Annotated in this window: 25 protein-coding genes; 14 read left to right on the top strand and 11 right to left on the bottom strand. The window is 70.7% G+C overall.

Annotation, left to right across the window (positions count from 1 at the left end):
• The 4 genes from AB0I54_RS41040 (at nucleotide 1) to AB0I54_RS41025 (ending at nucleotide 3,282) form a co-directional block, all read left to right on the top strand.
• Entirely contained in the window at nucleotides 1-234 is a 234-nt protein-coding gene (locus tag AB0I54_RS41040) for a DUF6213 family protein (RefSeq protein ID WP_316759114.1), read from the top strand.
• 175 nt (nucleotides 235-409) lie between these two features.
• Nucleotides 410-1,474 (top strand): type III polyketide synthase, encoded by a 1,065-nt coding sequence (locus AB0I54_RS41035; protein WP_363301445.1) that lies wholly within the window; start codon nucleotides 410-412, stop codon nucleotides 1,472-1,474.
• Nucleotides 1,471-2,685, top strand: coding sequence for a cytochrome P450 (locus AB0I54_RS41030; RefSeq protein WP_363301444.1), 1,215 nt, complete (start codon nucleotides 1,471-1,473; stop codon nucleotides 2,683-2,685). The genes AB0I54_RS41035 and AB0I54_RS41030 overlap by 4 nt, the downstream gene beginning before the upstream one ends.
• 6 nt (nucleotides 2,686-2,691) lie before the next feature.
• Nucleotides 2,692-3,282, top strand: coding sequence for a cupin domain-containing protein (locus AB0I54_RS41025; protein ID WP_363301443.1), 591 nt, complete (start codon nucleotides 2,692-2,694; stop codon nucleotides 3,280-3,282).
• A gap of 48 nt (nucleotides 3,283-3,330) precedes the next feature.
• Here AB0I54_RS41025 and AB0I54_RS41020 read toward each other — a convergent pair whose 3' ends face one another.
• The gene (locus AB0I54_RS41020) at nucleotides 3,331-4,560 is read right to left on the bottom strand and encodes an acyl-CoA dehydrogenase family protein (RefSeq protein WP_363301442.1); all 1,230 of its coding nucleotides are present in this window, start codon (nucleotides 4,558-4,560) and stop codon (nucleotides 3,331-3,333) included.
• A gap of 170 nt (nucleotides 4,561-4,730) precedes the next feature.
• On the opposite strand from AB0I54_RS41020, the gene AB0I54_RS41015 reads away from it, so the two are divergent.
• Nucleotides 4,731-5,375, top strand: a complete 645-nt coding sequence (locus tag AB0I54_RS41015; protein WP_363301441.1) for a TetR family transcriptional regulator — start codon at nucleotides 4,731-4,733, stop codon at nucleotides 5,373-5,375.
• 3 nt (nucleotides 5,376-5,378) lie between these two features.
• Here the strand turns inward: AB0I54_RS41015 and def are convergent, their stop codons facing one another.
• Nucleotides 5,379-5,918: a peptide deformylase gene (gene def / locus AB0I54_RS41010; RefSeq protein ID WP_363301440.1), complete on the bottom strand. Its 540-nt coding sequence runs from the start codon at nucleotides 5,916-5,918 to the stop codon at nucleotides 5,379-5,381.
• 150 nt (nucleotides 5,919-6,068) lie between these two features.
• Here def and AB0I54_RS41005 point away from each other — a divergent pair, with 150 nt between their 5' ends.
• From AB0I54_RS41005 to AB0I54_RS40985, 5 genes are all read left to right on the top strand, one after another.
• Nucleotides 6,069-7,307: a MurT ligase domain-containing protein gene (locus AB0I54_RS41005; RefSeq protein WP_363301439.1), complete on the top strand. Its 1,239-nt coding sequence runs from the start codon at nucleotides 6,069-6,071 to the stop codon at nucleotides 7,305-7,307.
• 20 nt (nucleotides 7,308-7,327) lie between these two features.
• A complete protein-coding gene (locus AB0I54_RS41000; protein ID WP_363301438.1) occupies nucleotides 7,328-8,056 on the top strand; it encodes a glutamine amidotransferase in 729 nt (242 codons plus the stop codon).
• 292 nt (nucleotides 8,057-8,348) lie between these two features.
• Entirely contained in the window at nucleotides 8,349-9,374 is a 1,026-nt protein-coding gene (locus tag AB0I54_RS40995; RefSeq protein WP_363301437.1) for a 6-phosphofructokinase, read from the top strand.
• 127 nt (nucleotides 9,375-9,501) lie between these two features.
• Complete coding sequence (locus AB0I54_RS40990) at nucleotides 9,502-10,452, top strand: cytochrome c oxidase assembly protein (RefSeq protein WP_363301436.1); 951 nt, start codon at nucleotides 9,502-9,504, stop codon at nucleotides 10,450-10,452.
• A gap of 101 nt (nucleotides 10,453-10,553) precedes the next feature.
• Nucleotides 10,554-10,724 (top strand): hypothetical protein, encoded by a 171-nt coding sequence (locus AB0I54_RS40985; protein ID WP_263206127.1) that lies wholly within the window; start codon nucleotides 10,554-10,556, stop codon nucleotides 10,722-10,724.
• Between the two features lie 46 nt (nucleotides 10,725-10,770).
• On the opposite strand, the gene AB0I54_RS40980 is transcribed toward AB0I54_RS40985, so the two are convergent.
• From AB0I54_RS40980 to AB0I54_RS40965, 4 genes are read right to left on the bottom strand one after another with little or no spacing between them, the layout of a single operon-like run.
• Entirely contained in the window at nucleotides 10,771-11,976 is a 1,206-nt protein-coding gene (locus AB0I54_RS40980) for a histidine kinase (RefSeq protein ID WP_363301435.1), read from the bottom strand.
• Nucleotides 11,973-13,685 carry a cation acetate symporter gene (locus AB0I54_RS40975; protein WP_363301434.1) on the bottom strand — a complete coding sequence of 571 codons (1,713 nt, stop codon included), beginning with the start codon at nucleotides 13,683-13,685 and terminating at the stop codon, nucleotides 11,973-11,975. Before AB0I54_RS40975 ends, AB0I54_RS40980 begins: the two co-directional genes overlap by 4 nt.
• Nucleotides 13,682-14,035 (bottom strand): hypothetical protein, encoded by a 354-nt coding sequence (locus tag AB0I54_RS40970; protein ID WP_363301433.1) that lies wholly within the window; start codon nucleotides 14,033-14,035, stop codon nucleotides 13,682-13,684. The genes AB0I54_RS40975 and AB0I54_RS40970 overlap by 4 nt, the downstream gene beginning before the upstream one ends.
• Before the next feature lie 11 nt (nucleotides 14,036-14,046).
• Nucleotides 14,047-14,802 (bottom strand): LytTR family DNA-binding domain-containing protein, encoded by a 756-nt coding sequence (locus AB0I54_RS40965; protein ID WP_363301432.1) that lies wholly within the window; start codon nucleotides 14,800-14,802, stop codon nucleotides 14,047-14,049.
• 76 nt (nucleotides 14,803-14,878) lie between these two features.
• On the opposite strand from AB0I54_RS40965, the gene AB0I54_RS40960 reads away from it, so the two are divergent.
• From AB0I54_RS40960 to rocD, 3 genes are all read left to right on the top strand, one after another.
• Nucleotides 14,879-15,364, top strand: a complete 486-nt coding sequence (locus AB0I54_RS40960) for an Lrp/AsnC family transcriptional regulator (protein ID WP_363301431.1) — start codon at nucleotides 14,879-14,881, stop codon at nucleotides 15,362-15,364.
• A 153-nt stretch (nucleotides 15,365-15,517) separates the two neighbouring features.
• Nucleotides 15,518-16,330 (top strand): dimethylargininase, encoded by an 813-nt coding sequence (gene ddaH, locus AB0I54_RS40955; protein WP_363301430.1) that lies wholly within the window; start codon nucleotides 15,518-15,520, stop codon nucleotides 16,328-16,330.
• Complete coding sequence (gene rocD, locus AB0I54_RS40950) at nucleotides 16,327-17,565, top strand: ornithine--oxo-acid transaminase (RefSeq protein ID WP_363301429.1); 1,239 nt, start codon at nucleotides 16,327-16,329, stop codon at nucleotides 17,563-17,565. The genes ddaH and rocD overlap by 4 nt, the downstream gene beginning before the upstream one ends.
• Nucleotides 17,566-17,683: 118 nt before the next feature.
• On the opposite strand, the gene AB0I54_RS40945 is transcribed toward rocD, so the two are convergent.
• Together AB0I54_RS40945 and AB0I54_RS40940 are read right to left on the bottom strand one after the other, a co-directional pair.
• The gene (locus tag AB0I54_RS40945) at nucleotides 17,684-18,322 is read right to left on the bottom strand and encodes a DUF305 domain-containing protein (RefSeq protein ID WP_363301428.1); all 639 of its coding nucleotides are present in this window, start codon (nucleotides 18,320-18,322) and stop codon (nucleotides 17,684-17,686) included.
• An 82-nt stretch (nucleotides 18,323-18,404) separates the two neighbouring features.
• Nucleotides 18,405-18,803 (bottom strand): DUF6153 family protein, encoded by a 399-nt coding sequence (locus tag AB0I54_RS40940; RefSeq protein ID WP_363301427.1) that lies wholly within the window; start codon nucleotides 18,801-18,803, stop codon nucleotides 18,405-18,407.
• A gap of 564 nt (nucleotides 18,804-19,367) precedes the next feature.
• Between AB0I54_RS40940 and AB0I54_RS40935 the strand changes: the two genes are divergently transcribed.
• On the top strand, nucleotides 19,368-20,093 hold the full coding sequence (locus AB0I54_RS40935; protein WP_363301426.1) for a lysophospholipid acyltransferase family protein: 726 nt from the start codon (nucleotides 19,368-19,370) through the stop codon (nucleotides 20,091-20,093).
• Nucleotides 20,094-20,192: 99 nt separating this feature from the next.
• Here AB0I54_RS40935 and AB0I54_RS40930 read toward each other — a convergent pair whose 3' ends face one another.
• The 3 genes from AB0I54_RS40930 to ureG all read right to left on the bottom strand — a co-directional run bounded on the left by AB0I54_RS40930 (nucleotide 20,193) and on the right by ureG (nucleotide 23,356).
• Nucleotides 20,193-21,788, bottom strand: coding sequence for an alpha/beta hydrolase (locus tag AB0I54_RS40930; protein WP_363301425.1), 1,596 nt, complete (start codon nucleotides 21,786-21,788; stop codon nucleotides 20,193-20,195).
• A 132-nt stretch (nucleotides 21,789-21,920) separates the two neighbouring features.
• Nucleotides 21,921-22,688, bottom strand: a complete 768-nt coding sequence (locus tag AB0I54_RS40925; protein ID WP_363301424.1) for an urease accessory protein UreD — start codon at nucleotides 22,686-22,688, stop codon at nucleotides 21,921-21,923.
• Nucleotides 22,676-23,356: an urease accessory protein UreG gene (gene ureG, locus AB0I54_RS40920; RefSeq protein ID WP_363301423.1), complete on the bottom strand. Its 681-nt coding sequence runs from the start codon at nucleotides 23,354-23,356 to the stop codon at nucleotides 22,676-22,678. The genes AB0I54_RS40925 and ureG overlap by 13 nt, the downstream gene beginning before the upstream one ends.
• Nucleotides 23,357-23,709: the final 353 nt, after the last annotated feature.

Here is a 23,709-nt window from a genome sequence, read left to right as displayed (position 1 = left end):
GTGAACCGCGAAGTGACTCTGCCTCTGATCGTCGACGACCGCGGTACCTTGCAGGTGGCCGCGGCCGACGTGAGCAAGCTGCTCCGCACCGTGGGCGGAAGGTGGCTGCACCTCGTCGAGGCCGGGCAGGAGGGGCTGGACGAGAACACCGTGGCCGCGCTGACCATCGAGCTCGCGAAGCTCGCCGACCGTATCGACGTGGCGTGCATCGCGCACAGCAGTGGGGCGCCGTAGGGGTTCCGTCCGGTGCGGGCGTGTGGGTGACCCGGAGTTCCCAGGCGCCCCTTACCCGTTGTCCCCGATTCGGAGTAATCCGGCGCGAGATCGTCGCCCCGTCGGGTGAACCTGGGTGGACCACCTTCTGACCGGCGGGCGAAGGCCTGCCGGAAGGCGAAAGCAGGGACGGCTCATGGCTACTTTGTGCAGACCCTCGGTGTCCGTACCAGAACACGTGATCACGATGGAGGACACGCTGGACCTGGCGCGCGAGCGTCATCCGGACCACCCCCAGCTCCCGCTGGCCCTCCGGCTGATCGAGAACACTGGCGTCCGCACCCGGCACATCGTCCAGCCGATCGAGGAGACCCTGAAGCATCCCGGCTTCCAGGAGCGCAACAAGGTGTACGAGAGCGAGGCGAAGGCCCGGGTCCCCGCGGTCATCCAGCGGGCGCTCGACGACGCCGAACTCCTGACCTCTGACATCGATGTCATCATCTACGTGTCGTGCACGGGCTTCATGATGCCCTCGCTGACCGCGTGGCTGATCAACGAGATGGACTTCCCGAGCACCACCCGGCAGCTGCCGATAGCCCAGCTGGGCTGCGCGGCCGGCGGTGCGGCCATCAACCGGGCGCACGACTTCTGCACGGCCTACCCCGAGGCCAACGCACTCATCGTGGCCTGCGAGTTCTGCTCGCTGTGCTACCAGCCCACCGACCTCGGCGTCGGCTCGCTGCTCTCCAACGGTCTGTTCGGCGACGGCATCGCCGCGGCCGTGGTGCGCGGCAGCGGCGGCACGGGCGTCCGGCTGGAGCGCAACGGCTCGTACCTGATCCCCAAGACCGAGGACTGGATCATGTACGACGTCCGGGCCACCGGGTTCCACTTCCTACTGGACAAGCGGGTGCCCACCACCATGGAGCCGCTCGCCCCGGCGCTCCAGGACCTGGCGGGCGAGCACGGCTGGGACGCGTCCGACCTGGACTTCTACATCATCCACGCGGGCGGGCCCCGAATACTCGACGACCTCAGCAAGTTCCTGCAGGTCGACCCGCACGCGTTCCGGTTCAGCCGGGCCACGCTCACCGAGTACGGCAACATCGCCAGCGCCGTCGTGCTGGACGCGCTGCGCCGGCTGTTCGACGAGGGCGGCGCCGACGAGCGGGCGCGCGGACTGCTCGCCGGGTTCGGCCCCGGCATCACCGCCGAGATGACGGTGGGCCGCTGGGTCGGCACGGACGAAGAGACCCGATGATCGACGAGATGCTCACCGAGGTCCCGCCGCCGGTCCGGCTCTGGCCGGCGGCCGACCTGGCCGGGGTGAAGTTCGATCCGGTGCTGACCGAGCTGATGCACGAGGGCCCGGTCAGCCGCATCGAACTGCCCAACGGCGAGGGCTGGGCCTGGCTGCTCACCCGCTACGACGACGTGCGCACGGTGACCAACGACCCCCGGTTCAGCCGCGAGGCGGTCATGGACCACCCGGTCACCCGGCTCGCCCCGCACTTCATCCCGGCCCGTGGCGCGGTCGGCTTCCTGGATCCGCCGGACCACACCCGGCTGCGCCGCGCGGTCGCGCCCGCGTTCACCGCGAAGGGTGTGGCACGGCTCCGCGAGAAGTCACAGGTATTGCTGGACGAACTGGTGGACGAGCTCCTCCAGGACGGACCGCCCGCCGACCTCACCAGTACGGTGCTCAGTCCCTTCCCGGTCGCGGTGATCTGCGAGCTGATGGGCGTCCCGGCGGCCGACCGGCACAGCATGCACACCTGGACCCGGCTCATCCTGTCCTCCTCACGCGGCAAGCAGGTCAGCGAGAGGGCCAGGAACGAGATGAGCGCCTACTTCCGCGGCCTCATCCACCGGCGTGAGAACAGTGCGGGCGAGGACGTCGCCTCACTGCTCGGCGCCGCCGTGGGCCGCGGCGAGGTGACACCGGAGGAGGCCACGGGGCTCGCGGTGCTGCTGCAGATCGGCGGCGAGGCGGTCACCGACAACAGCGGGCAGCTGTTCTACCTCCTGATGATCCGGCCCGATCTCGTGGCACAGCTGCGCACCCGGCCGGAGATCAGGCCGAAGGCCATCGACGAACTGCTGCGGTACATCCCGCACCGCAACGCGGTCGGGCTGTCCCGGATCGCCACGCAGGACGTGGAGATCAGGGGCGTGCGGATCCGGGCTGGCGACCCGGTGTACGTCTCCTACCTGGCCGCCAACCGCGACCCGGAGGTCTTCCCGGACCCGGAGACGATCGACTTCTCGCGCAGCCCCAACCCGCATCTGACGTTCGGCTTCGGCCCGCACTACTGCCCCGGCGCCCAGCTCGCCCGGCTGGAGTCCGAGCTGCTGGTCGACACGCTGCTGGACCGGGTGCCCGGGCTGCGGCCGGCCGTGCCGCCCGACCAGGTGCCCTTCAAGAAGGGCGCGTTGATCCGTGGGCCCGAGGCCCTTCCCGTGACGTGGTGATTGGCGATGACGACGACCGAAGGACTGGCGGTACCCGAAGGACCCACGACCCGGGCGGGCGCGTCGCCCCAGCAGGCGGCGCAGTCCGAGGGGCTGCTCGTGCCCCCGGGTCACGGCCGCGTCGTGCACACGCCCGCCCAGCGCGTGACGTTCAAGGTGACCGGCACGCACTCGCGGACGGCTTCCACCTTCGAGGTGGAGGTGCCGCCCGGCTTCGATGTCGGCGCCCATGTGCACACGCGCAGCGAGGAGTTGTTCTACGTGCTGGACGGTGAGCTCGATGTGCTCGCCTTCGAGCCGCGCATCCGCACACCCGACAACTGGCAGAAGTGGGAGTCGAGTTCGGGCAACCGCGTGGTCCGGGCCACCCCCGGCACGCTCATCGTCGTACCCCCCGGCTGCCCGCATGCCTTCGCCAACCCGACGGACACCCCCACGAAGGTGTTCTTCCAGGCGTCCCCGCCCCCGGATCACGAGCGCTACTTCGAGGAGTTGCTGGAGATCCTGGGGAGCGGGGGGCCGCCGGACCACGAGGCGATCGAGAACCTGCGCAGGCGCTACGACATCGAACAGCTCACGCCGCTGAAGCACCGGTGATCGCCTCCGCCGCGCGGCTGACCGCCTCTGCGGCGCCGCTGATCGCCGCTATCGGATCGGCATCCCCGACAGGGTACGGGCGATCACCAGCCGCTGGATCTCACTCGTCCCCTCGAAGATCGTGTAGATCGCGGCGTCCCGGTGCATCCGCTCGACCGGATACTCCCGCGTGTACCCGTTGCCGCCCAGGATCTGAATCGCCTGGGCGGTGACCTGCTTCGCGGTCTCGCTGGCGAACAGCTTGGACATCGAGCCCTCGGCCGCGGTGAACGGCTTCCCGTTGACCGCCATCCAGGAGGCACGCCACACGAGCAGACGCGCGGCGTCGATCTGCGTGCGCATGTCCGCGAGCTGGAAGGCGACACCCTGGTTGTCGATGACCGGACGTCCGAACTGCTCACGGGTCATGGCGTAGTCGAGGGCCACCTCGTACGCTGCCCGGGCCGTGCCGACGGCCATCGCGCCGACCGCAGGCCGCGAGGCCTCGAACGTGGCCATCGCCGCGTTCTTCACCCGCTCGCCGCCGCCCGCCCTGGCCCTCTCACGGGCCCGCGCGAGCCGCTCGTCCAGCTTCTCCTTGCCGCCGAGCAGGCAAGAGCCGGGGACACGGGCGTTCTCCAGGACGACCTCGGCGGTGTGCGAGGCGCGGATGCCGTGCTTCTTGAACTTCTGGCCCTGGGACAGGCCGGGTGTGTTCGGCGGGATGATGAAGGAGGCGTGGCCCTTGGAGCCGAGGTGGGGGTCGACCACGGCGACGACGACGTGGACGTTGGCGATGCCGCCGTTGGTCGCCCAGGTCTTCGTGCCGTTGATCACCCACTCGTCCTTGGCCTCGTCGTACACGGCACGCGTCCGCATGGAGCCCACGTCGGAGCCGGCGTCGGGCTCGGAGGAGCAGAAGGCCGCGACCTTGACGTCATCGGGGTCGCCGTACATCTGGGGGATCCAGGTGCCGATCTGCTCCTCGGTGCCGTTGGCGAGGACGCCCACGGCGGCGAGACCGGTGCCGACGATCGAGAGCGCGATGCCCGCGTCGCCCCAGAACAGCTCCTCCATCGCCATCGGAATGCCGAGGCCGGTGGGGTCGAAGTACTGCTGGGCATAGAAGTCGAGGGAGTAGATACCGACCTTGGCGGCTTCCTGGATGACCGGCCAGGGAGTCTCCTCACGCTCGTCCCATTCGGCGGCCGCGGGGCGGATGACGTCGGCGGCGAAACCGTGCAGCCAGTCCCGGACCTCCTTCTGTTCGTCGTTGAGCTCCATGGTGAACTCGGCCATGTCCCCTCCAGCGGCGGTACTTGCATGTTACTAGCGGTAACTCGAGTCTGTTACCGGCGGGTAGGAAAAGTCAACTCCCGATGACCTGTCGGCATCCCGTTCGATGACACGGACACAGTCAGTGTTAGTTTGCGCAGGCGTCACCGAAACAGCACGGGTGGGGAGAGCTCATGGACACCACACAGCGGACCGATCAGCAGCGGACCGCCGACCGCCGACGGCGCGAACTGCTGGAGGCCGCCGACAGGGTGGTGCTGCGCGACGGCCCGCAGGCCTCCATGAACGCCATCGCCGCCGAGGCCGGTATCACCAAACCCATCCTTTACCGCCACTTCGGCGACAAGGGCGGACTTTACGCCGCTCTCGCCACGCGGCACACCGACGCGCTGCTGGACTCGCTGCGGGCGGCGCTCGACGCCCCCGCCGAACGGCGCGAGCGGGTCGAGGCCACGCTGGACACCTACCTCGCGGCGATCGAGGCACGGCCCCAGGTCTACCGCTTCCTGATGCACCCCTCGGAGGGCGGCCAGGGCACCGACCAGGGCTTCGACGTCGGCAAGCACTCCGCGCCGCTGCTGCGCAGGATGGGCGAGGAACTGGCCCAGGTCATCGAGGACCGGCTGGACCTCGGACCCGGGAGCCAGCAGCTGGCCCGGGTGTGGGGGCACGGGATCGTCGGCATGATGCACGCGGCGGGCGACTGGTGGCTCGGCGAACGGCCCTGCTCCCGAACCGAATTGGTGAAGAGCCTGGCCGATCTGCTGTGGGGACGGCTGGCGGCGGCGGGGGACAAGATGGGCGGCCCCGGGTTCTGACCCTCACCGGTGCCAGGAGGCCCGGCGCACCTGCCTCATCAGGCGGCGGTGGCGCCGGCCGGTGAGGCGCTCCGCGTACACCCCGCCCTCCAGGTGGTCGCACTCGTGCTGCAGACACCGGGCGAAGAACCCCGTCCCATGAACGGTGACCGGCTCCCCGGTCACCGTGAAACCCTCGACGACCGCATGGTCGTAGCGCTCGGTCCCCGCCTCCAGGCCCGGCAGGGACAGACAGCCCTCCGGCCCGCGGATCACCACACCGTCCGCCTCCACCAGCCGCGGGTTCACCACATGTCCGAGATGTCGCACATCCTCGTCGTCCGGGCAGTCGTACACGAACACCCGCAGGGACTCCCCCACCTGGTTCGCGGCCAGGCCCACGCCCTGGGCCGCGTACATCGTGGCGAACAAGTCCTCCACCAGCCGGGAGAGTTCGGGACCGAAGTCGGTGACCTCCGCGCAGGGTGCGTGCAGCACCGGGTCGCCGAGCAGGGTGAGAGGCCGGACGCGCCCGCGGGCGCCCGGGATCGAGCCGTGTCGCATGGCGGCAAGGGTACGGTTCCCTCGGCCCGTGCCCGCCGCGCAGGCGTGGGCCGGGATTCGGGTGTGCGAATAGATCTCGATAGGCTGAGGCCTACGCCACGTTACCGAATGGCTGAGGCGCGGCGCGTACGCAAGGAGGATCGAGAACTGATGGCAGGCAACTCGGACCCGCTCTCGCCGCGGGCCAAGCTCGCCGTGACCGCGGGCAAGGCGGTCGCGGCGGCGTCTCGCGCCGCGGGGCGCGGCAGCGGATCGGTGATCGGCGGCCGGGTCGCACTCAAACTCGACCCCGACCTGCTCGGCCGGCTCGCCCAGAACCTGGACTGCGTCCTCGTCTCGGCGACCAACGGCAAGACCACGACCACCCGCCTCATCGCCGAGGCGCTGCGCGCCGCCGGTCCGGTCGTCTCCAACGCGCTCGGCGCCAACATGCCGGCCGGCATCACCTCGGCGCTCGCCGGTGGCTCGGACGCGAAGTTCGGCGTGATCGAGGTCGACGAGAAGTACCTCGCGGGCGTCGCCCGTGACACCTCCCCGAAGTGCATCGCGCTGCTCAACCTCTCCCGCGACCAGCTGGACCGCGCGGCCGAGACCCGCATGCTCGCGGAGAACTGGCGCGAGGGCCTGGCCGGCTCCAAGGCCGTGGTCGTCGCCAACTGCGACGATCCGCTGGTGGTGTGGGCCGCGTCCTCCTCCCCCAATGTGATCTGGGTCGCGGCCGGCCAGATGTGGAAGGACGACGCCTGGTCCTGCCCGTCCTGCGGCGGCGTGATGCAGCGCCCCGGTGACGACTGGTACTGCGGCGAGTGCGGCTTCCGCCGCCCGGCGCCGAGCTGGGCACTGTCCGGCGACCACGTCCTCGACCCGCACGGCTCGGCCTGGCCGATCCACCTCCAGCTGCCCGGCCGCGCCAACAAGGCCAACGCCGCGAGCTCCGCGGCCGTCGCCGCCGTCTTCGGTGTCCCGCCGCAGGTGGCCCTGGAGCGCATGTACCAGGTGCAGGCGGTCGCCGGCCGCTATGACGTCGTCCAGTACCAGGGCCGCGACCTGCGTCTGCTGCTGGCGAAGAACCCCGCGGGCTGGCTGGAGACGTTCTCCCTGATCGACCCGCCGCCGGCGCCGGTCGTCCTGTCCGTGAACGCGCGCGGCGCCGACGGCACCGACACCTCCTGGCTGTGGGACGTCGACTACACCCGCCTGACCGGCCACCCGATCTTCGTGATCGGCGACCGGAAGCTGGACCTGGCGGTGCGACTGGAGGTCGCGAACCAGCACTTCCAGGTCTGCGAGACCCTCGACCAGGCCGTCCAGCAGGCGCCGCCGGGCCGGATCGAGGTCATCGCGAACTACACCGCGTTCCAGGACCTGCGCCGGATCGTCGGCAACTGAACAGGGAGGACGATCACTTCATGAGCGACAACCAACTTCGGCTGGTGTGGATCTACCCGGACCTGCTCAGCACCTACGGCGACCAGGGCAACGCGCTCGTCGTGGAGCGGCGGGCGCGGCAGCGCGGGCTGGACGTGGCGCGGCTCGACGTGCGCAGCGACCAGCCGATCCCGACCTCCGGTGACATCTATCTGATCGGCGGCGGCGAGGACCGGCCCCAGCGGCTCGCGGCCGAGCGGCTGCGGCGCGACGGCCATCTGCACCGGGCGGTGGAGAACGGCGCGATCGTCTTCTCCGTCTGCGCCGGCTACCAGATCCTCGGCCACGAGTTCATCAACGACCTCGGACAGCGTGAGCCGGGCCTGGGCCTGCTCGACGTGACGTCGGTGCGCGGCGAGGGCGAGCGGTGCGTGGGCGACGTCCTCGCGGACATCGACCCGCAGCTCGGCCTGCCCCAGCTGACCGGCTTCGAGAACCACCAGGGCGTCACCCACATCGGCCCCTCGGCCCGCCCCTTCGCCCAGGTCCGCAAGGGCCGGGGCAACGGCACCGGGGACGGCACGGAGGGCGCGTACAACGGGACGGTCTTCGGCACCTACATGCACGGGCCCGTCCTCGCCCGCAATCCGCTGATCGCGGACCTGCTGCTGAAGCTGGCACTGGACGTCAACGCGCTGCCGCCGATCGACGACCGCTGGTACGAGGCGCTCCGCAACGAGCGCATCGCGGCTGCGCAGCAGCCTGCGTAGGTACAGCTGCGCAGCAGCCTGCGTAGGTACAGCTGCGCAGCAGCCTGCGTAGGTACAGCCGCGCAGCAGCCTGCGTGACCGCTGCGTTCCAGAGGTACTGAAGGCACCTTTTAGCGTCCTCCGGCATGGTCGTCACCGGGCCCGCCTGACAGGCCGTCCGCTCACATGTGCGGGCGCGTCCAGCAGGCGGACGCCCGCTACGGAGCCACCCCCAGACGCCGGTAGGGTGACCGGGTTCCAACCGGACAGCGCGGTCCGGTCCCCGGCCCACGTTGAGAAGGTATTTCGGGCTATGCGCATTGGTGTCCTCACGTCCGGCGGCGACTGCCCCGGCCTGAACGCCGTCATCCGGTCCGTCGTGCACCGTGCCGTCGCCGACCACGGCGACGAGGTCATCGGTTTCCGGGACGGCTGGAAAGGCCTCCTGGAGTGCGACTACCTCAAGCTGGACCTGGACGCCGTGGGCGGCATCCTGGCCCGCGGCGGCACCATCCTCGGTTCCTCCCGGGTCCGTCCCGAGCATCTGCGGGACGGCGTGGCCCGGGCCAAGGGCCACCTCCAGGACCTGGGCCTGGACGCGATCATCCCGATCGGCGGCGAGGGCACGCTGAAGGCGGCCCGGCTCCTGTCGGACAACGGCCTGCCCATCGTGGGCGTGCCGAAGACCATCGACAACGACATCGCGGTCACGGACGTCACCTTCGGCTTCGACACGGCCGTGGGCGTCGCCACCGAGGCCCTGGACCGGCTGAAGACCACCGCCGAGTCCCACCAGCGCGTGCTGATCGTGGAGGTCATGGGCCGCCACACCGGCTGGATCGCGCTGCACTCCGGCATGGCGGCCGGCGCCCACGCCATCGTCGTACCGGAGCGCCCCTTCGACATCGAGGAGTTGGCGAAGCGGGTCGGCGACCGGTTCGAGGCGGGCAAGCGGTTCGCCATCGTCGTCGCCGCGGAGGGGGCCAAGCCGAAGGCCGGCAGCATGGAGTTCGACGAGGGCGGCAAGGACATCTACGGCCACGAGCGCTTCGCCGGGATCGCCCGCCAGCTCTCCGTCGAGCTGGAGGAGCGGCTGGGCAAGGAGGCGCGGCCGGTCATCCTCGGCCATGTGCAGCGGGGCGGGACGCCGACGGCGTACGACCGTGTGCTGGCGACGCGCTTCGGATGGCATGCGGTGGAGGCCGTGCACCGGGGCGAGTTCGGCCACATGACCGCGCTGCGGGGTACCGACATCGTGATGGTGCCGCTGGCGGAGGCCGTGGAGACGCTGAAGACGGTTCCCGAGGAGCGCTACGAAGAGGCCGAGTGCGTTCTGTAGGCCGGTAGGCCGCCTGCGCGCAAAACCGCCCCCGGTCACGGCAGTGACCGGGGGCGGTTCTAGTCTGGGTGCGGACAGACAGCTGTGGACAGACAGCGCACAACCCCCACGAACCAGGAGCCGGCGGATGGATCACAGCGGGCACGGCATGACGATGGATCTGCCGCCGTTCACGCTGGGACGGGGTCTCGAGTGGTCGGCGGACCCGTTCTTCCTCGTCGCCTGCCTGCTCGGGCTGGGGCTGTACGGGTGGGGTGTGGTGCGGCTGCGGCGGCGCGGTGACGCGTGGCCGGTGGCGCGGACGGTGTCGTACGCCGTCGGCGTGCTGACCGTCATGCTGGTGATGTGCACCGGGCTGAACGACTACGGCATGGTGATGTTCAGCGTGCACATGGTGCAGCACATGGTGATCAGCATGCTGTCGCCGATCCTGATCCTCCTCGGCGCCCCGGTCACGCTGGCGCTGCGCGCGCTGCCGGTCGCGGGCAAGGGCCGCAAGGGCCCGCGCGAACTGCTGCTGGCACTGCTGCACAGCCGCTACATGCGGGTCGTCACACACCCGGGGTTCACGATCCCGATGTTCATCGCGAGCCTGTACGCGCTGTACTTCACCCCGCTCTTCGACTTCCTGATGGGGTCGAAGGCGGGGCACGTCGCGATGATGGTGCACTTCCTGGCCGTGGGCGTGGCGTTCTTCTGGCCGATCATCGGCGTGGACCCGGGCCCGCACCGGCCGGGCCATCTGATGCGGATGCTGGAGCTGTTCGCGGGCATGCCGTTCCACGCCTTCTTCGGGATCGCGCTGATGATGGCGTCGACCCCGATGGTCGAGACGTTCAAGAACCCGCCCGCCTCGCTCGGCATCGACGCCCTCTCCGACCAGAGCGCGGCCGGCGGCATCGCCTGGGCGTTCAGCGAGATCCCGTCCGTCCTGGTGCTGATCGCGCTGCTGTTCCAGTGGTACGGCTCCGAACAGCGGCAGGCCAAGCGCAAGGACCGCGCGGCCGACCGGGACGGTGACAAGGAACTTGAGGCGTACAACGCCTATTTGGCCTCACTGAACGCACGCAGGAGCTGACGGGGAACCCTGGGCGCCGGGTGCGTATTTCGCCGTCTGTGCCGTGTGGAGGCGGAACGGGGGCACCATGGAGGGAGGCGAACCATGAGGAGGGTGTTGCGATGCCCGGTTCTACGAACGGTTCCACCAAGGCGATGGGGGTGCTCACCGTCGGCGGACTCGTCGTGGTGACGGCGTACACGGTGGCGCTGGGGAGCAATGGCTGGCTGTGGTTCGGATGGGTGGTGCTGGGGCTGCTCACGCTCGCGATGATCGCCACCCAGAGCACCTGAGACCCGCTCGCACGGCACCTGGGACCCCTCGCAGAGCACCCGGGACTCACTCGGCGGCCAGGCGGGCCGCCGAGTGCACCCCCGGCTGGTACTTCGGCAGCCGGGCGGTGATCTTCATGCCCGCTCCGGCCGCGGTCTCGATGACGAGGCCGTGGTCGTCGCCGTACACCTGGCGGAGCCGGTCGTCGACGTTGGACAGGCCGATGCCGCCGGAGGGGCTGATCTCGCCGGCGAGGATGCGGCGCAGCAGCTCGGGGTCCATGCCGACGCCGTCGTCCTCGATCACGACGAGTGCCTCGGCGCCGGCGTCCCGCGCGGTGATCTGGATGTGGCAGGCGTCGGCCTTGCCCTCCAGGCCGTGCTTGACGGCGTTCTCGACGAGGGGCTGCAGGCACAGGAACGGCAGCGTGACGGGCAGTACCTCGGGCGCGATCTGCAGGGTGACGGAGAGACGGTCGCCGAAGCGGGCCCGGACGAGCGCCAGGTAGTGGTCGATGGCGTGGAGCTCGTCGGCGAGGGTGGTGAAGTCACCGTGCCTGCGGAACGAGTAGCGGGTGAAGTCGGCGAACTCCAGCAGGAGTTCCCGGGCCCGCTCGGGGTCGGTGCGCACGAACGAGGCGATCACCGCGAGCGAGTTGAACACGAAGTGCGGGGATATCTGGGCGCGCAGGGCCTTGATCTCGGCCTCGATGAGCTTCGTCCGGGACTGGTCGAGGTCGGCGAGCTCCAGCTGGACGCTCACCCAGCGGGCCACCTCGCCGGCCGCCCGTACCAGCACGGCGGACTCGCGCGGCGCGCAGGCGACGAGCGCGCCGTGTACCCGGTCGTCGACGGTGAGCGGGGCGACCACGGCCCAGCGGGTCGGGCAGTCGGGGGTGTCGCAGGTCAGCCGGAAGGCCTCGCCGCGGCCGCTCTCCAGCGGTCCGGCCAGCCGTTCCATGATCTCGGTGCGGTGGTGGCCGCCCACGCCGTCCCAGACCAGCACCTGCCCCCGGTCGGTGAGGCACAGCGCGTCCGTGCCGAGCAGTGAGCGCAGTCCGCGGGCCGATCTGCGCGCGGTCTCCTCCGTGAGGCCCGCCCGCAGCGGGGGCGCGGCGAGGGAGGCGGTGTGCAGGGTCTGGAAAGTGGCGTGTTCCACGGGCGTGCCGAGGTCGCCGAGGCTCTCCGGCCGTGCCGTGCGGCGCCCGAGCCAGAACCCGGCGGCCAGCAACGGGAGCACGGCGACACACAGACCGGCGAGGAAGCCGTTCATGCCTTGGCCTCCGCCCAGAGTTCCTCGGGCAGGTGGAACCGCGCCAGGATCGCCGCCGTCCCGGGCGGCACCCGTGCCGCGGTGGCCAGGGACACCAGCACCATGGTGAGGAAGCCCAGCGGGACCGACCACAGGGCGGGCCAGGCGAGCAGGGCGTGCAGCGGCCCGGTGCCGGGAAAGCCCGCCATGGTGACGGCCACGGCGAGGAACGCGGAGCCGCCGCCGACGAGCATGCCCGCGGCGGCGCCGGGCGGGGTCAGCCGCCGCCACCAGATGCCGAGGACGAGCAGTGGGCAGAAGGAGGAGGCCGAGACGGCGAAGGCCAGCCCGACCGCGTCGGCGACCGGCAGCCCGCCGACCAGCACACTCGCGGCCAGCGGTACGGCCATGGCGAGCACCGTGCCGAGCCGGAAGTGCCGCACCCCGCGCGAGGGGAGGACGTCCTGGGTGAGCACTCCGGCGACCGCCATGGTCAGCCCGGAGGCGGTGGACAGGAACGCGGCGAAGGCACCGCCGGCCACCAGCGCGCCGAGCAGGTCGCCGCCGAGTCCGCCGATCATCCGGTCGGGCAGGAGGAGCACGGCGGCGTCCGCGTCGCCGGTGATCGTGAGTTCGGGGGCGTAGATCCTGCCCAGAGCGCCGTACACGGGCGGGAGCAGATAGAAGCCGCCGATCAGCGCCAGCACGGCCACCGTGGTGCGGCGGGCGGCGACCCCGTGCGGGCTGGTGTAGAAGCGGACGACGACGTGCGGCAGGCCCATGGTGCCGAGGAAGGTGGCGAGGATGAGTCCGTAGGTGGCGTACAGCGGGCGTTCCTGGCGGCTCTCGGCGAGCGAGGTGGACATGCCGCCGTTGGTGCCGCGGTCGGCCATGGGGACGGGGGTCCCCCGGGCGAAGGTCAGCCGGGTGCCGGCGGCGATGCGGTGGGTGCCCTCGGGGAGGGTGAGCCGGGTGTCGTCCTGCGGGCGGCCGTCGACCGTGCCGGTCACCGTGGCGGTGAGCGGGCGGTGGAGTTCGAGGTCGAGGGTGTCCTGGACGCGGACGGTGCGCTGTTCGCGGAAGGCCGCCGGTTCGTCGAAGGCGTGGTGGGGTGCGCCGTCGCTCTGCCAGGCGAGGACCAGGAAGAGGGCGGGGACGAGGAGGGCGGTGAGCTTGAGCCAGTACTGGAACGCCTGTACGAAGGTGATGCTGCGCATGCCGCCCGCGGCGACGGTCGCCACGACGACCACGGCCACGATGAGTCCGCCGAGCGAGCCGGGCGCGCCGGTGAGCACCGTCAGGGTGAGCCCGGCGCCCTGGAGCTGGGGCAGCAGATAGAGCCAGCCGACCCCGACGACGAAGGCCCCCGCGAGCCGCCGCACCGCCTGCGAGGCGAGCCGGGCCTCCGCGAAGTCGGGCAGCGTGTAGGCGCCGGAGCGGCGCAGCGGGGCGGCGACGAAGAGAAGCAGGACCAGATAGCCGGCGGTGTAGCCGACCGGGTACCAGAGCATGTCCGGGCCCTGGACCAGGACGAGTCCCGCGATGCCCAGGAAGGAGGCGGCGGACAGATACTCGCCGCTGATGGCGGCCGCGTTGAGGCGGGGGCCGACGGTGCGCGAGGCGACGTAGAAGTCGGAGGTGGTGCGTGAGACCCGCAGGCCGAAGGCGCCGACGAGGACGGTCGCCACGACGACCAGGGCGACGGCGGGCACCGCATAGCTCGAATTCATCGGTCCTCTACCAGGCGGACGAGGTCCCGTTCGTTGCGTTCGGCGCGGCGCACGTACCAGCGGGCCAGCAGGATCAGCGGCGCGTACAGACAGAAGCCGAGCACCAGCCATTCGAGGCGGCGCCGGTCGGGGGCGGCCGCGAAGACCAGCGGGAGCGGGCCGATGAGCAGCACGAGGACCGCGAACACGGCGAGGGCGGCACGCAGTTGGGTGCGCATCAGTGAGCGGACATAGGTGTGGCCGAGGGTGGTCTGCTCGTCGATCTCGGTGCGCGGCCGGTAGTAGCCGGAGGCCCGTCGGGTGCGGCGGGGCGGTCCGGTGACGACGACTCGGCGCTCGGTGGGTTCCATGTCGGCCTCTCCTAGCCCGTGGTCCGGCGCATCAGCAGGTCCCGCAGTTCGCGCGCGTGCCGGCGGCTGACCTGGAGTTCCTCGGTGCCGATCAGGACGCTGACCGTGCCCGCGTCCAGGCGGAGTTCGCCGATGTGGCGCAGGGCGACGAGGTGGCGGCGGTGAATGCGGACGAAGCCGCGCGAGCGCCAGCGGTCCTCCAGGGTGGACAGCGGGATGCGGACCAGGTGGCTGCCGCGGTCGGTGTGCAGCCGGGCGTAGTCGCCCTGGGCCTCGACGTGGGTGATGTCGTCGACGGCGACGAAGCGGGTCACGCCGCCGAGTTCCACGGGTATGTGGTCGGGGTCGGGTTCGTGGACGGTGATCCGCGGGACGGCACCGCGCTGCTCGGCGGCCCGGCGTACGGCCTCGGCGAGCCGTTCCTTGCGTACGGGTTTGAGGACGTAGTCGACGGCCTTGAGGTCGAAGGCGCGTACGGCGAAGTCCTCGTGCGCGGTGACGAAGACGACCAGCGGCGGGTGGGCGAAGCCGGTGAGCAGCCGGGCCATCTCCAGGCCGTCGAGGCCGGGCATCTGGATGTCGAGGAAGACGACGTCGATGGCCTCGGGGCCGTGCGGCCCGGACTCCAGGGCGCGGGTGATACGGCGCAGCGCCTCGGTCGCGTCGCCGGCGCCCTCGACGCTGCCGACGCGCGGATCGGCGCGCAGCAGGTAGAGGAGTTCCTCCAGCGAGGGGCGTTCGTCGTCGACGGCGAGGGCGCGCAGCATGAACGTGGAGTCTAGGAGCAATCCGTACGGCAGGACATGTGCCGGGCGTGACGTTCGCGCTGGATACAGTGCCGACATGAACAGCACGACCGCCGGGTTCGACGAGCTCGACCGGAAGATCACCACAGCGCTGATGGCGAACGCCAGGACGAGTTTCGCCGAGATCGGGGCGGCCGTCGGCCTGTCCGCGACCGCCGTCAAGCGGCGGGTCGACCGGCTCCGCGAGACGGGTGTGATCACCGGGTTCACGGCGACGGTGACGCCGGCGGCGCTCGGCTGGCGCACGGAGGCGTACGTCGAGGTGTACTGCGAGGGCGCGGCCCCGCCCCGGCGCCTCGCGGAGGTGGTCCGCAACTATCCGGAGATCACGGCCGCGATGACGGTGACCGGTGGCGCGGACGCGCTGCTGCACGTGCGGGCGCGGGACGTGGAGCACTTCGAGGAGGTGCTGGAGCGGATCCGCGTGGAGCCGTTCATCCGGAAGACGATCAGCGTGATGGTCCTCTCCCATCTGCTGCCGGAGAGCCCGGAGGCGGGCGCCACCCATGCGGTTCCGGAATAAACCTCACGGCACGCAGCAGTCCTGCGTGATGACGGGACACAACGCAGCATTCCTGCGCACATGCGCAACTGTCGTTTCTTGTCGTCCTGCCCCGCTGCTTCCTACCTTGGTGTCACCCCCGTCGACACCGCAGGAAAGCGGAGGAACACCTCTGTGCCCGAAAGCCGTGTGCCGCGCCCGCGGCGCTTTCTCGTCTGCGAACCCAGACACTTCGCCGTGCAGTACGCGATCAATCCCTGGATGCAGCCCGACTCCCAGGTCGACGTGGACCTGGCCCAGGAGCAGTGGCATGGGCTGATCAGCACCTACCGTGCCCACGGGCACTCCGTCCACACCGTGGAGCCGGTCGCCGGTCTGCCCGACATGGTCTTCGCCGCGAACTCCGCGGTCGTCGTCGGCGGCCGCGTCTTCGGCTCCCTGTTCCACGCGGACGAACGCCGTCCGGAGTCGACCCACTACGAGACGTGGTTCAAGGCGGCCGGTTTCGACGTCTACCGCCCCGAGGCCGTGTGCGAGGGCGAGGGCGACCTGGTCCCGACCGGCCGGTACGTGCTGGCCGGCACCGGGTTCCGGACGACCCGCGAGGCGCACCGCGAGGTGCAGGAGTTCTTCGGTGTGCCGGTGATCAGCCTGACGTTGGTGGACCCGTACTTCTACCACCTGGACACGGCGCTGTTCGTCCTGGACGACGACAACATCGCGTACTACCCGGAGGCCTTCTCGCCGGGCAGCCGTGAGGTGCTGGAGCGCCTGTACCCGGACGCGGTCATCGCCACCCGCGAGGACGCGATGACGTTCGGTCTGAACTCCGTCTCCGACGGGCGTCACGTCTTCATCGCGCCGCGGGCCGAGAACCTGGCCTCGCGTCTGGCCGACCACGGCTATGTTCCCGTCCCCGTCGACCTGTCGGAGTTCCACAAGGCCGGCGGCGGCATCAAGTGCTGCACCCAGGAGATCCGCTCATGACCGCCCCCACCGGGACGACCGCCCGCACCCGTACCTCCGCCGACCTGATCTCCGCCGAGGAACCGGTCCTCGCGCACAACTACCACCCGCTGCCGGTGGTCGTCGCCCGCGCCGAGGGCACCTGGGTGGAGGACGTCGAGGGCCGCCGCTACCTCGACATGCTGGCCGGCTACTCGGCCCTCAACTTCGGCCACCGCCATCCGGCCCTGGTGGAGGCGGCCCACCGCCAGCTCGACCGGCTGACGCTCACCTCGCGTGCCTTCCACAACGACCAGCTCGCCGAATTCGCCGAGCGGCTGTCCGGGTTGACCGGTCTCGACATGGTGCTGCCGATGAACACCGGCGCCGAGGCGGTGGAGAGCGGCATCAAGGTCGCCCGCAAGTGGGCGTACGAGGTCAAGGGCGTCCCCGCCGACCAGGCCACGATCGTGGTCGCGGCGGAGAACTTCCACGGCCGTACGACGACGATCGTCAGCTTCTCCACCGACGAGACGGCCCGCGCGGGCTTCGGCCCCTTCACGCCGGGCTTCCGGATCGTGCCCTACAACGACCTCGCCGCGCTGGAGGCGGCCGTCGACGAGACGACGGCCGCGGTGCTGATCGAGCCGATCCAGGGCGAGGCCGGGGTGATCATCCCGGACGAGGGCTACCTGACCGGTGTGCGCGAGCTGACGCGCCGCAAGGGCTGTCTGTTCATCGCCGACGAGATCCAGTCCGGCCTGGGCCGCACCGGCCGTACGCTCGCCGTCGAGCACGAGCAGGTCGTGCCGGACGTGCTGCTGCTCGGCAAGGCGCTGGGCGGCGGCATCGTGCCGGTGTCGGCGGTGGTGGCCCGGCGTGACGTGCTGGGCGTGCTGCGGCCGGGCGAGCACGGCTCGACGTTCGGCGGCAACCCGCTCGCGGCCGCGGTCGGCACGGCGGTGGTCGAACTGCTGGAGACGGGTGAGTTCCAGCGCCGGGCCGACGAGCTGGGTGTGATCCTGCGCGACGGGCTGTCGACGCTGGTCGGCAAGGGCGTGATCGGCTTCCGCTCGCGCGGGCTGTGGGCGGGCGTCGACGTCGACCCGGCCATCGGCACCGGCCGCGAGGTGAGCGAGGGCCTGATGCGGGAGGGCGTCCTGGTCAAGGACACCCATGGCTCCACCATCCGGCTGGCCCCGCCGCTGACCATCACCGGCGAGGAACTGCGCTCCGCGCTGGGCGCGCTGGAGAAGGTCCTGACCCAGGGTCGCTGAGAACCAAAGTCGCTGAAACCCGGGGCCGTTGAACCCCGGGGGGCGTTGAACCCCCGGGGGGCGTTGAACCCCCGGGGCAGGGGGGCCGGCGTGGCGTCGGCCCCCCTGCCCGTCCGGCTCAGCTCTTGCCGAGAAGCCGGTTCATCTCCTTGATCTCAGCGTTCTGCGCGGTGACGATGTCGTTGGCCATGCCGGTGGCGGGGCCGTACTCGCCCTTGGTCTTCTCGGCGGTGGCCATCTCGACGGCACCCTTGTGGTGGTCGACCATCATGGTCAGGAACATCGTGTCGAAGTCCTTGCCGGTGGCCTTCTTCAGCGCCGCCATGTCCTCGGTGCTCATCATTCCGGCCATGCCGGAGTGACCGGAGTGGTCCATCTGCATCCCGGCCATGGGCACCTCCTCGCCCCAGGCCTTCAGCCATCCGGTCATCGTGCTGATCTCCGGGTCCTGCGCCTTCTCGATGCCCGCCGCGAGCTCCTTGACCTGCGCGGACGAGGCGCGGGAGGAGGCGAGCCGGGCCATTTCCAGGGCCTGCTGGTGGTGCGGGATCATGCCCTGCGCGAAGGAGACGTCCTGGGCGTTATGGGCACCGGCGCCGGCCTGGCCGCCCGGGGACGCGGAGGCACCGTGACCGGTGTTGTGGGCGGCACCGTCGCCGCTGTGCCCGCCGTCGCCGCCACAGGCGACGAGGACGAACGCGGCGGTGGCGGTGACCGCGACGAGGGCGAAACGGCGCGCGAGGGTACGAGTAGTCATGCGTGAACTCCTGCTGTGCGAAAGGGATTCGGGCACGTCGTGGACCGCTCCCGGCCGGTCGCCGGTGCGGTCCTCGCGGCCGCTAGATCCGCAGGAGCTGGAGTTCCGCCAGGGACGGTGGCGCCCGGGCGCCGTCCGGTGCCGCGGCGGCACGAGAGCACACGGAGTCGGCCCGTACGGGCGCGGTGACCGGGTCCGGAACGAGCGCGGGCAGCGCCGGTCCCCCGCTCACGGCGCCGGAGGCACAGGTCGCGTCGGCGTGCTGGAGATGGTGTCCGCCGCAGTGACCGCCGCCGGTGCAGTCGTCGACGGCGGTGACCTCGGCCGTCATATGCACTCCATGGGCCCGCTCCGCGTGGCCCATGGCACCGCCGGGGGCCAGGGCGTGCATACCGAGGAGACCGGCCAGCAGCCCCAGCACGAGCAGCGCCCGCCATCGCCCCAGAGGCGATCGCACAGCGGACTGCTCGGATCCGTTCATCGGGCCCATCCTAGGCAGAGCCACGACCGCGCGTTCGGCGGGGTGCGTCCGGGCGGAAAGCGGAGGACCACGATCGGGTGATAAGCGCCGTCGGACGCCTTCCCCCGCGCGCCGCACGGGAACACCTTGGAGTGGCTTGCACTTACCTCGCTTCCTGGGAGAGCCATGGCCGAGCGGTCCATACGGGACGAGGAGCGCGTGACCGACGGCGTGAGTCCGTCGGACGAGTTGGATTTCGCGGCTTGGTCCAGGAGTCCCGGCGGAGCGTCAGGAACCGTGCGGTCAGGGCGAATGCCCGCGCGGTGCCCCGGACGCGGACGGGGTGAGCACCGGACGCCGCGGCGGCAAGACCGGCGCGTCTGCCAGTCCCCGAAATGATCACGCCAGGCTGCGGCTTCGGGTTGCCCCGCCACCGTCCGAGCCAGCAGGGTGGTCCGGCGGCGGGCGTTCCGCGACTGTTCCGGCTCACTGCGCCTGCACATACACTGGCACCCCATCACACGCCGGTTGACCTGCGAGAACTCGGCGACCCGGGCGATCCGCCGGAGTGAGGAGCGACCCCCTTTGTTCTACTACCTGCTGAAATACGTACTGTTGGGGCCTTTGCTGAGACTGGTCTTCCGTCCCCGAATAGAGGGGCTGGACAACGTACCGGCGACGGGCCCGGCCATCGTCGCCGGCAATCACCTGTCCTTCTCGGACCACTTCCTGATGCCCGCGATACTGAAGCGGCGGATCACGTTCCTCGCCAAGGCCGAGTACTTCACGGGCCCGGGCGTCAAGGGCCGGCTGACCGCGGCCTTCTTCCGCAGCGCGGGCCAGATCCCGGTCGACCGCTCCGGCAAGGACGCGGGCCAGGCCGCGATCCGCGAGGGCCTCGGAGTGCTGCGCAAGGGCGAGTTGCTCGGCATCTACCCCGAGGGCACACGCTCCCACGACGGCCGTCTCTACAAGGGCAAGGTCGGTGTCGCCGTGATGGCGCTGAGGGCGGGCGTGCCGGTCGTTCCGTGCGCGATGATCGGCACCTTCGAGGCGCAGCCGCCGGGGAAGGTCATCCCGCACATCCACCCGGTCGTCATCCGCTTCGGCAAGCCCCTCGACTTCTCCCGCTACGCCGGTATGGAGCACGAGAAGGCCATCCTGCGCGCCGTGACCGACGAGATCATGTACGCGATCCTGTCGCTGTCCGAGCAGGAGTACGTCGACCAGTACGCGGCCGTCGTCAAGGCGGACGAGGCCGCGGCGAAGGGCGAGAGGGAGCGCAAGTTCCCACGGGCACCGCTCGGTTGACGGGGGCGGCGGCACATCGAGGGGCCGCCGCCGGAAAGGGAAGGGGCGGCCGGATTCGCTCCGGCCGCCCCGCCCTCGTACCGAATTACCGCTCCGCGGTTACGGCTTGGGCGTCGCGTGCGGCGCGCAGGTCACGTCCGCGGCGTCCAGCTTGCCGGTGAGCAGGTAGTCGTCCACCCGCTGGTTGATGCACGGGTTGACCAGGCCGGTCACACCGTGCGAGCCCGCGTCCTTCTCGGTGATCAGACGGGAGCCCTTGAAGCGCTGGTGCAGTTCGACCGCGCCCGGGTACGGGGTGGCGGCGTCACGCGTGGACTGCACGATCATCACCGGCGGCAGGCCCTTGTGCGTCTTGACGTTCACCGGGGTCTGCTGCTTGACCGGCCAGGTGGCGCACGGCAGGTTCATCCATGCGTTGGCCCAGGTCATGAACGGGTAGTCCTTGTTCAGCCGGGTGTTGTCCCGGTCCCACTTCCGCCAGCTGGTGGGCCACTTGGCGTCGGTGCACTCGACGGCCGTGTAGACGGCGTTGCCATTCTCCGCGGAGATGTTGCCCGCGGTGTCGGACAGGTCCGGGGCGGCCGCGTCGACGAGTGCCTGGGTGTCACCGGCGACGTACTTGCTGAAGACCGTGGCGACCGGCACCCACGAGGAGTCGTAGTACGGGGCGCTCTGGAAGAAGGAGATCAGCTCGGCCGGTCCGACGACCCCGCCGATCGGGCTCTTCTTGGCGGTGGCACGCAGCTGGAGCCACTTGGCCTGGACGGCGTCGCGGGTCGTGCCCAGGTGGAAGGTGGCGTCGTTGGCGGCGACCCAGTCCTCCCAGTCCTTCCAGCGGCCCTCGAAGGCGATGTCCTGCTCCAGGTTGGCCTGGTACCAGATGTTCTCGCGCGACGGGTTGACGACGCTGTCGACGATCATCCGGCGGATGTGGCCCGGGAACAGCGTGCCGTAGACGGCGCCCAGGTAGGTGCCGTAGGAGACACCGAGGTAGTTCAGCTTCTTCTCGCCGAGGGCGGCCCGGATGACGTCGAGGTCGCGGGCGGTGTTCGGCGTGGTCATGTACGGCAGCATCTCGCCGCTGCGCTCGTAGCAGCCGTCCGCGTACTCGCGGGCCAGCTTCCGCTGCGCGGTCTTGTCGGCCTCGGTGTCCGGCACCGGGTCGGCCTTGGGCGCCTTGACGAACTCCTGTGGGTCGATGCAGGAGATGGGCGCGGAGTGGCCGACGCCGCGCGGGTCGAAGCCCACGAAGTCGTACGCCTTGGCGGTGTTGGCCCACAGCGGGCTCTTGGTGGTGACCCGGCGCGGGAAACGCATCCCCGAGCCGCCCGGACCACCGGGGTTGTAGACGAGGGCGCCCTGGCGGTCCTTCTTCGTCCCCGTGTTGCCGATGCGGTCGACGGCGAGCTTGATCTGCTTGCCGTACGGCTTGGCGTAGTTGAGCGGCACGCTGACCCAGCCGCACTGGATGGGCTTCTCCAGCCCCCAGTCGGCGGGGCAGTCCTGCCAGTTGATGCCGGCCTTCGCGGCGCGCTCCGCGGCGATCGCGGCGCCGCGGGCCTCGCGGTCCTGGCCGTGACGGTTCTCGGCACCGGCCGCGGGCGCCGCGAGGGCGCCGGTTATCAGGGTCGCGGTGACGAGCGCTCCGGCCGAACCGAGCGCCAGCGCGCGGTTCTTCGGTCTGATGTCCCTCAAGTGGGCCCCTCCCCGTGCATGTCTTCGAATGGTCACGGGGATCCTCGCGGCTGTGAGAAGCCTGGGAACAGAGGTAGTAGACCTTCTTTACCAATCCGATAACCGGACGATCATGTCCCGCTGAGCGGTGGGCTACCCGAGGAGGCTCAGCGCCTCGTCCAACACCCGCCGTAGCCGCAGGCCATCGGCCGCCACGGCGGTCACCAGTACGGCGGGACCGGCGAGCGGAGTCAGCGCCGCGCACTCCCCCAGCACCCGGGCGGCAGGCTGCTCCCGACGGAACTCCGGCCGTACGACGACGAGTTGACCGACGGCACGGTGTCCCGCGAGCACGGCGGGCCCGTCCCAGCCGCCAGGCGCACCCGGCCCGCACACCAACTCCTGGTCGAGCACGGTCCGCCCCGCGACCCGCACTGTCAGACGGCCCGCAAGCCGCCCGGGTTCCTCAGCAACCCGCCCGAGCACCTGCTCCTCCCGCAGCAACAGCCGCGCCTCGCTCCCGAGCTCAACCCTGGTGCTCGCGCACAGATCACTCCCACCCGCGCAGATCAACGGCTCGGGCAGCCAGCGCAGTTCGCCCCGGTCGGCGACGCGCAGCCGCACGTCGTACGTCGCCCGTTCCTTCACCTGCCCGGGAAGCGCGATGGTGGCGGCGGCCGAGCGCACATCCAGCCGCGCACCTTCCCCCACCTCGGCCTCCACGCTGAACCGGTCACCGCCGAGCGGCCCGCTCATCGCCCCCACGAGCATGACCCGCGCCTCGCCCCCGTCGGCCCGAGTGCGGCGCACGGCAAGCGGCCCACCGCCCTCCAGCACGGGCAGCGACGTACCGCCCCGCCCATCCTCCCGGGCGACGATCCGCACGGCCGCCCGCACGCCGCTCGCGGTCACCTCGCCCACGCGACAACCCGCTCACGCACCCATGCGGCCACGTCCGCAACTCCCGCCGAACTCCTCAACGACTGGAACACAACAGGCAGTTCGGCCCGCTGGGCCTTCGCATCGGTGGCCATCCGACCAAGATCGGAGCCGACATGGGGCGCGAGGTCGGTCTTGTTCACGACGAGCAGATCGGCGGTGGTGACACCGGGCCCGCCCTTACGAGGAATGTCGTCCCCGCCGGCCACATCGATCACAAAGATCTGAGCGTCCACCAGCCCCTTGGAGAAGGTGGCGGTGAGGTTGTCCCCACCGGACTCGACAAGGATGAGATCCAACGGCCCGACCTGATCCTCCAGATCCTCCACCGCTTCGAGATTGGCGGAGATGTCGTCCCGGATCGCCGTGTGCGGACAGGCCCCCGTCTCCACGGCGGCGATCCGCTCGGGCGGCAACACGGCTTCACGAAGCAGGAATTCGGCATCCTCGCGCGTGTAGATGTCATTGGTGACGACAGCCAGCGACAACTCGTCCCGCAACACCCGGCACAACGCGGCAACGGTAGCGGTCTTACCGGACCCAACAGGCCCACCAACCCCAATCCGCACCGCCCGCCGAGTCCCGTCCACCCGCCGGGCATCGGCACTTACGGCGGCGGACGCGTGGTGATGGGTGTGATCAAGGTGCATAGCAGCGGCTCCAATCCAGCTGGGGGGTGACTGATGGGGGGCAGTGGCAGGGGGCCTGCGGGATACGGGAACAGGCCTGGAGGGGGTGGGTGCAGGGCCCCTGCCGGGGGGCTGGGGCGAACCCCCGCGAGAGGAGGGGGTGATCGCCAAGCATCCTGCCGGGGTACAGGAGCGAAGCCCCACGCGAGCGGCCCAGAACCGGACCTCCCGCAGGGGTGCAGGGGCGAAGCCGAACGCTTACACAAGGACCAGTCCTCCCGTACACAAAAACCAGCCTCCCGCCGGGGTGCAGGGGCAAAGCCCCGCGAGGGGTGCAGGGGACGTAGTCCCCGCCGGGGTCTGGGGCGGAGCCC

This window comes from Streptomyces sp. NPDC050625, assembly GCF_040654755.1.
GTDB lineage: Bacteria > Actinomycetota > Actinomycetes > Streptomycetales > Streptomycetaceae > Streptomyces.
Note: the sequence above shows the minus strand (reverse complement) of the source record. Positions and strands in the feature narration are given on the sequence as shown.

Excerpts from the sequence above, each read along its gene's own strand:
- AB0I54_RS41035 (WP_363301445.1), top strand. The coding sequence starts at position 410 with ATGGCTACTTTGTGCAGACCCTCGGTGTCCGTACCAGAACACGTGATC.
- AB0I54_RS41030 (WP_363301444.1), top strand. The coding sequence starts at position 1,471 with ATGATCGACGAGATGCTCACCGAGGTCCCGCCGCCGGTCCGGCTCTGG.
- AB0I54_RS41025 (WP_363301443.1), top strand. The coding sequence starts at position 2,692 with ATGACGACGACCGAAGGACTGGCGGTACCCGAAGGACCCACGACCCGG.
- AB0I54_RS41020 (WP_363301442.1), bottom strand. The coding sequence starts at position 4,560 with ATGGCCGAGTTCACCATGGAGCTCAACGACGAACAGAAGGAGGTCCGG.
- AB0I54_RS41015 (WP_363301441.1), top strand. The coding sequence starts at position 4,731 with ATGGACACCACACAGCGGACCGATCAGCAGCGGACCGCCGACCGCCGA.
- def (WP_363301440.1), bottom strand. The coding sequence starts at position 5,918 with ATGCGACACGGCTCGATCCCGGGCGCCCGCGGGCGCGTCCGGCCTCTC.
- AB0I54_RS41005 (WP_363301439.1), top strand. The coding sequence starts at position 6,069 with ATGGCAGGCAACTCGGACCCGCTCTCGCCGCGGGCCAAGCTCGCCGTG.
- AB0I54_RS41000 (WP_363301438.1), top strand. The coding sequence starts at position 7,328 with ATGAGCGACAACCAACTTCGGCTGGTGTGGATCTACCCGGACCTGCTC.
- AB0I54_RS40995 (WP_363301437.1), top strand. The coding sequence starts at position 8,349 with ATGCGCATTGGTGTCCTCACGTCCGGCGGCGACTGCCCCGGCCTGAAC.
- AB0I54_RS40990 (WP_363301436.1), top strand. The coding sequence starts at position 9,502 with ATGGATCACAGCGGGCACGGCATGACGATGGATCTGCCGCCGTTCACG.
- AB0I54_RS40985 (WP_263206127.1), top strand. The coding sequence starts at position 10,554 with ATGCCCGGTTCTACGAACGGTTCCACCAAGGCGATGGGGGTGCTCACC.
- AB0I54_RS40980 (WP_363301435.1), bottom strand. The coding sequence starts at position 11,976 with ATGAACGGCTTCCTCGCCGGTCTGTGTGTCGCCGTGCTCCCGTTGCTG.
- AB0I54_RS40975 (WP_363301434.1), bottom strand. The coding sequence starts at position 13,685 with ATGAATTCGAGCTATGCGGTGCCCGCCGTCGCCCTGGTCGTCGTGGCG.
- AB0I54_RS40970 (WP_363301433.1), bottom strand. The coding sequence starts at position 14,035 with ATGGAACCCACCGAGCGCCGAGTCGTCGTCACCGGACCGCCCCGCCGC.
- AB0I54_RS40965 (WP_363301432.1), bottom strand. The coding sequence starts at position 14,802 with ATGCTGCGCGCCCTCGCCGTCGACGACGAACGCCCCTCGCTGGAGGAA.
- AB0I54_RS40960 (WP_363301431.1), top strand. The coding sequence starts at position 14,879 with ATGAACAGCACGACCGCCGGGTTCGACGAGCTCGACCGGAAGATCACC.
- rocD (WP_363301429.1), top strand. The coding sequence starts at position 16,327 with ATGACCGCCCCCACCGGGACGACCGCCCGCACCCGTACCTCCGCCGAC.
- AB0I54_RS40945 (WP_363301428.1), bottom strand. The coding sequence starts at position 18,322 with ATGACTACTCGTACCCTCGCGCGCCGTTTCGCCCTCGTCGCGGTCACC.
- AB0I54_RS40940 (WP_363301427.1), bottom strand. The coding sequence starts at position 18,803 with ATGAACGGATCCGAGCAGTCCGCTGTGCGATCGCCTCTGGGGCGATGG.
- ureG (WP_363301423.1), bottom strand. The coding sequence starts at position 23,356 with ATGCACCTTGATCACACCCATCACCACGCGTCCGCCGCCGTAAGTGCC.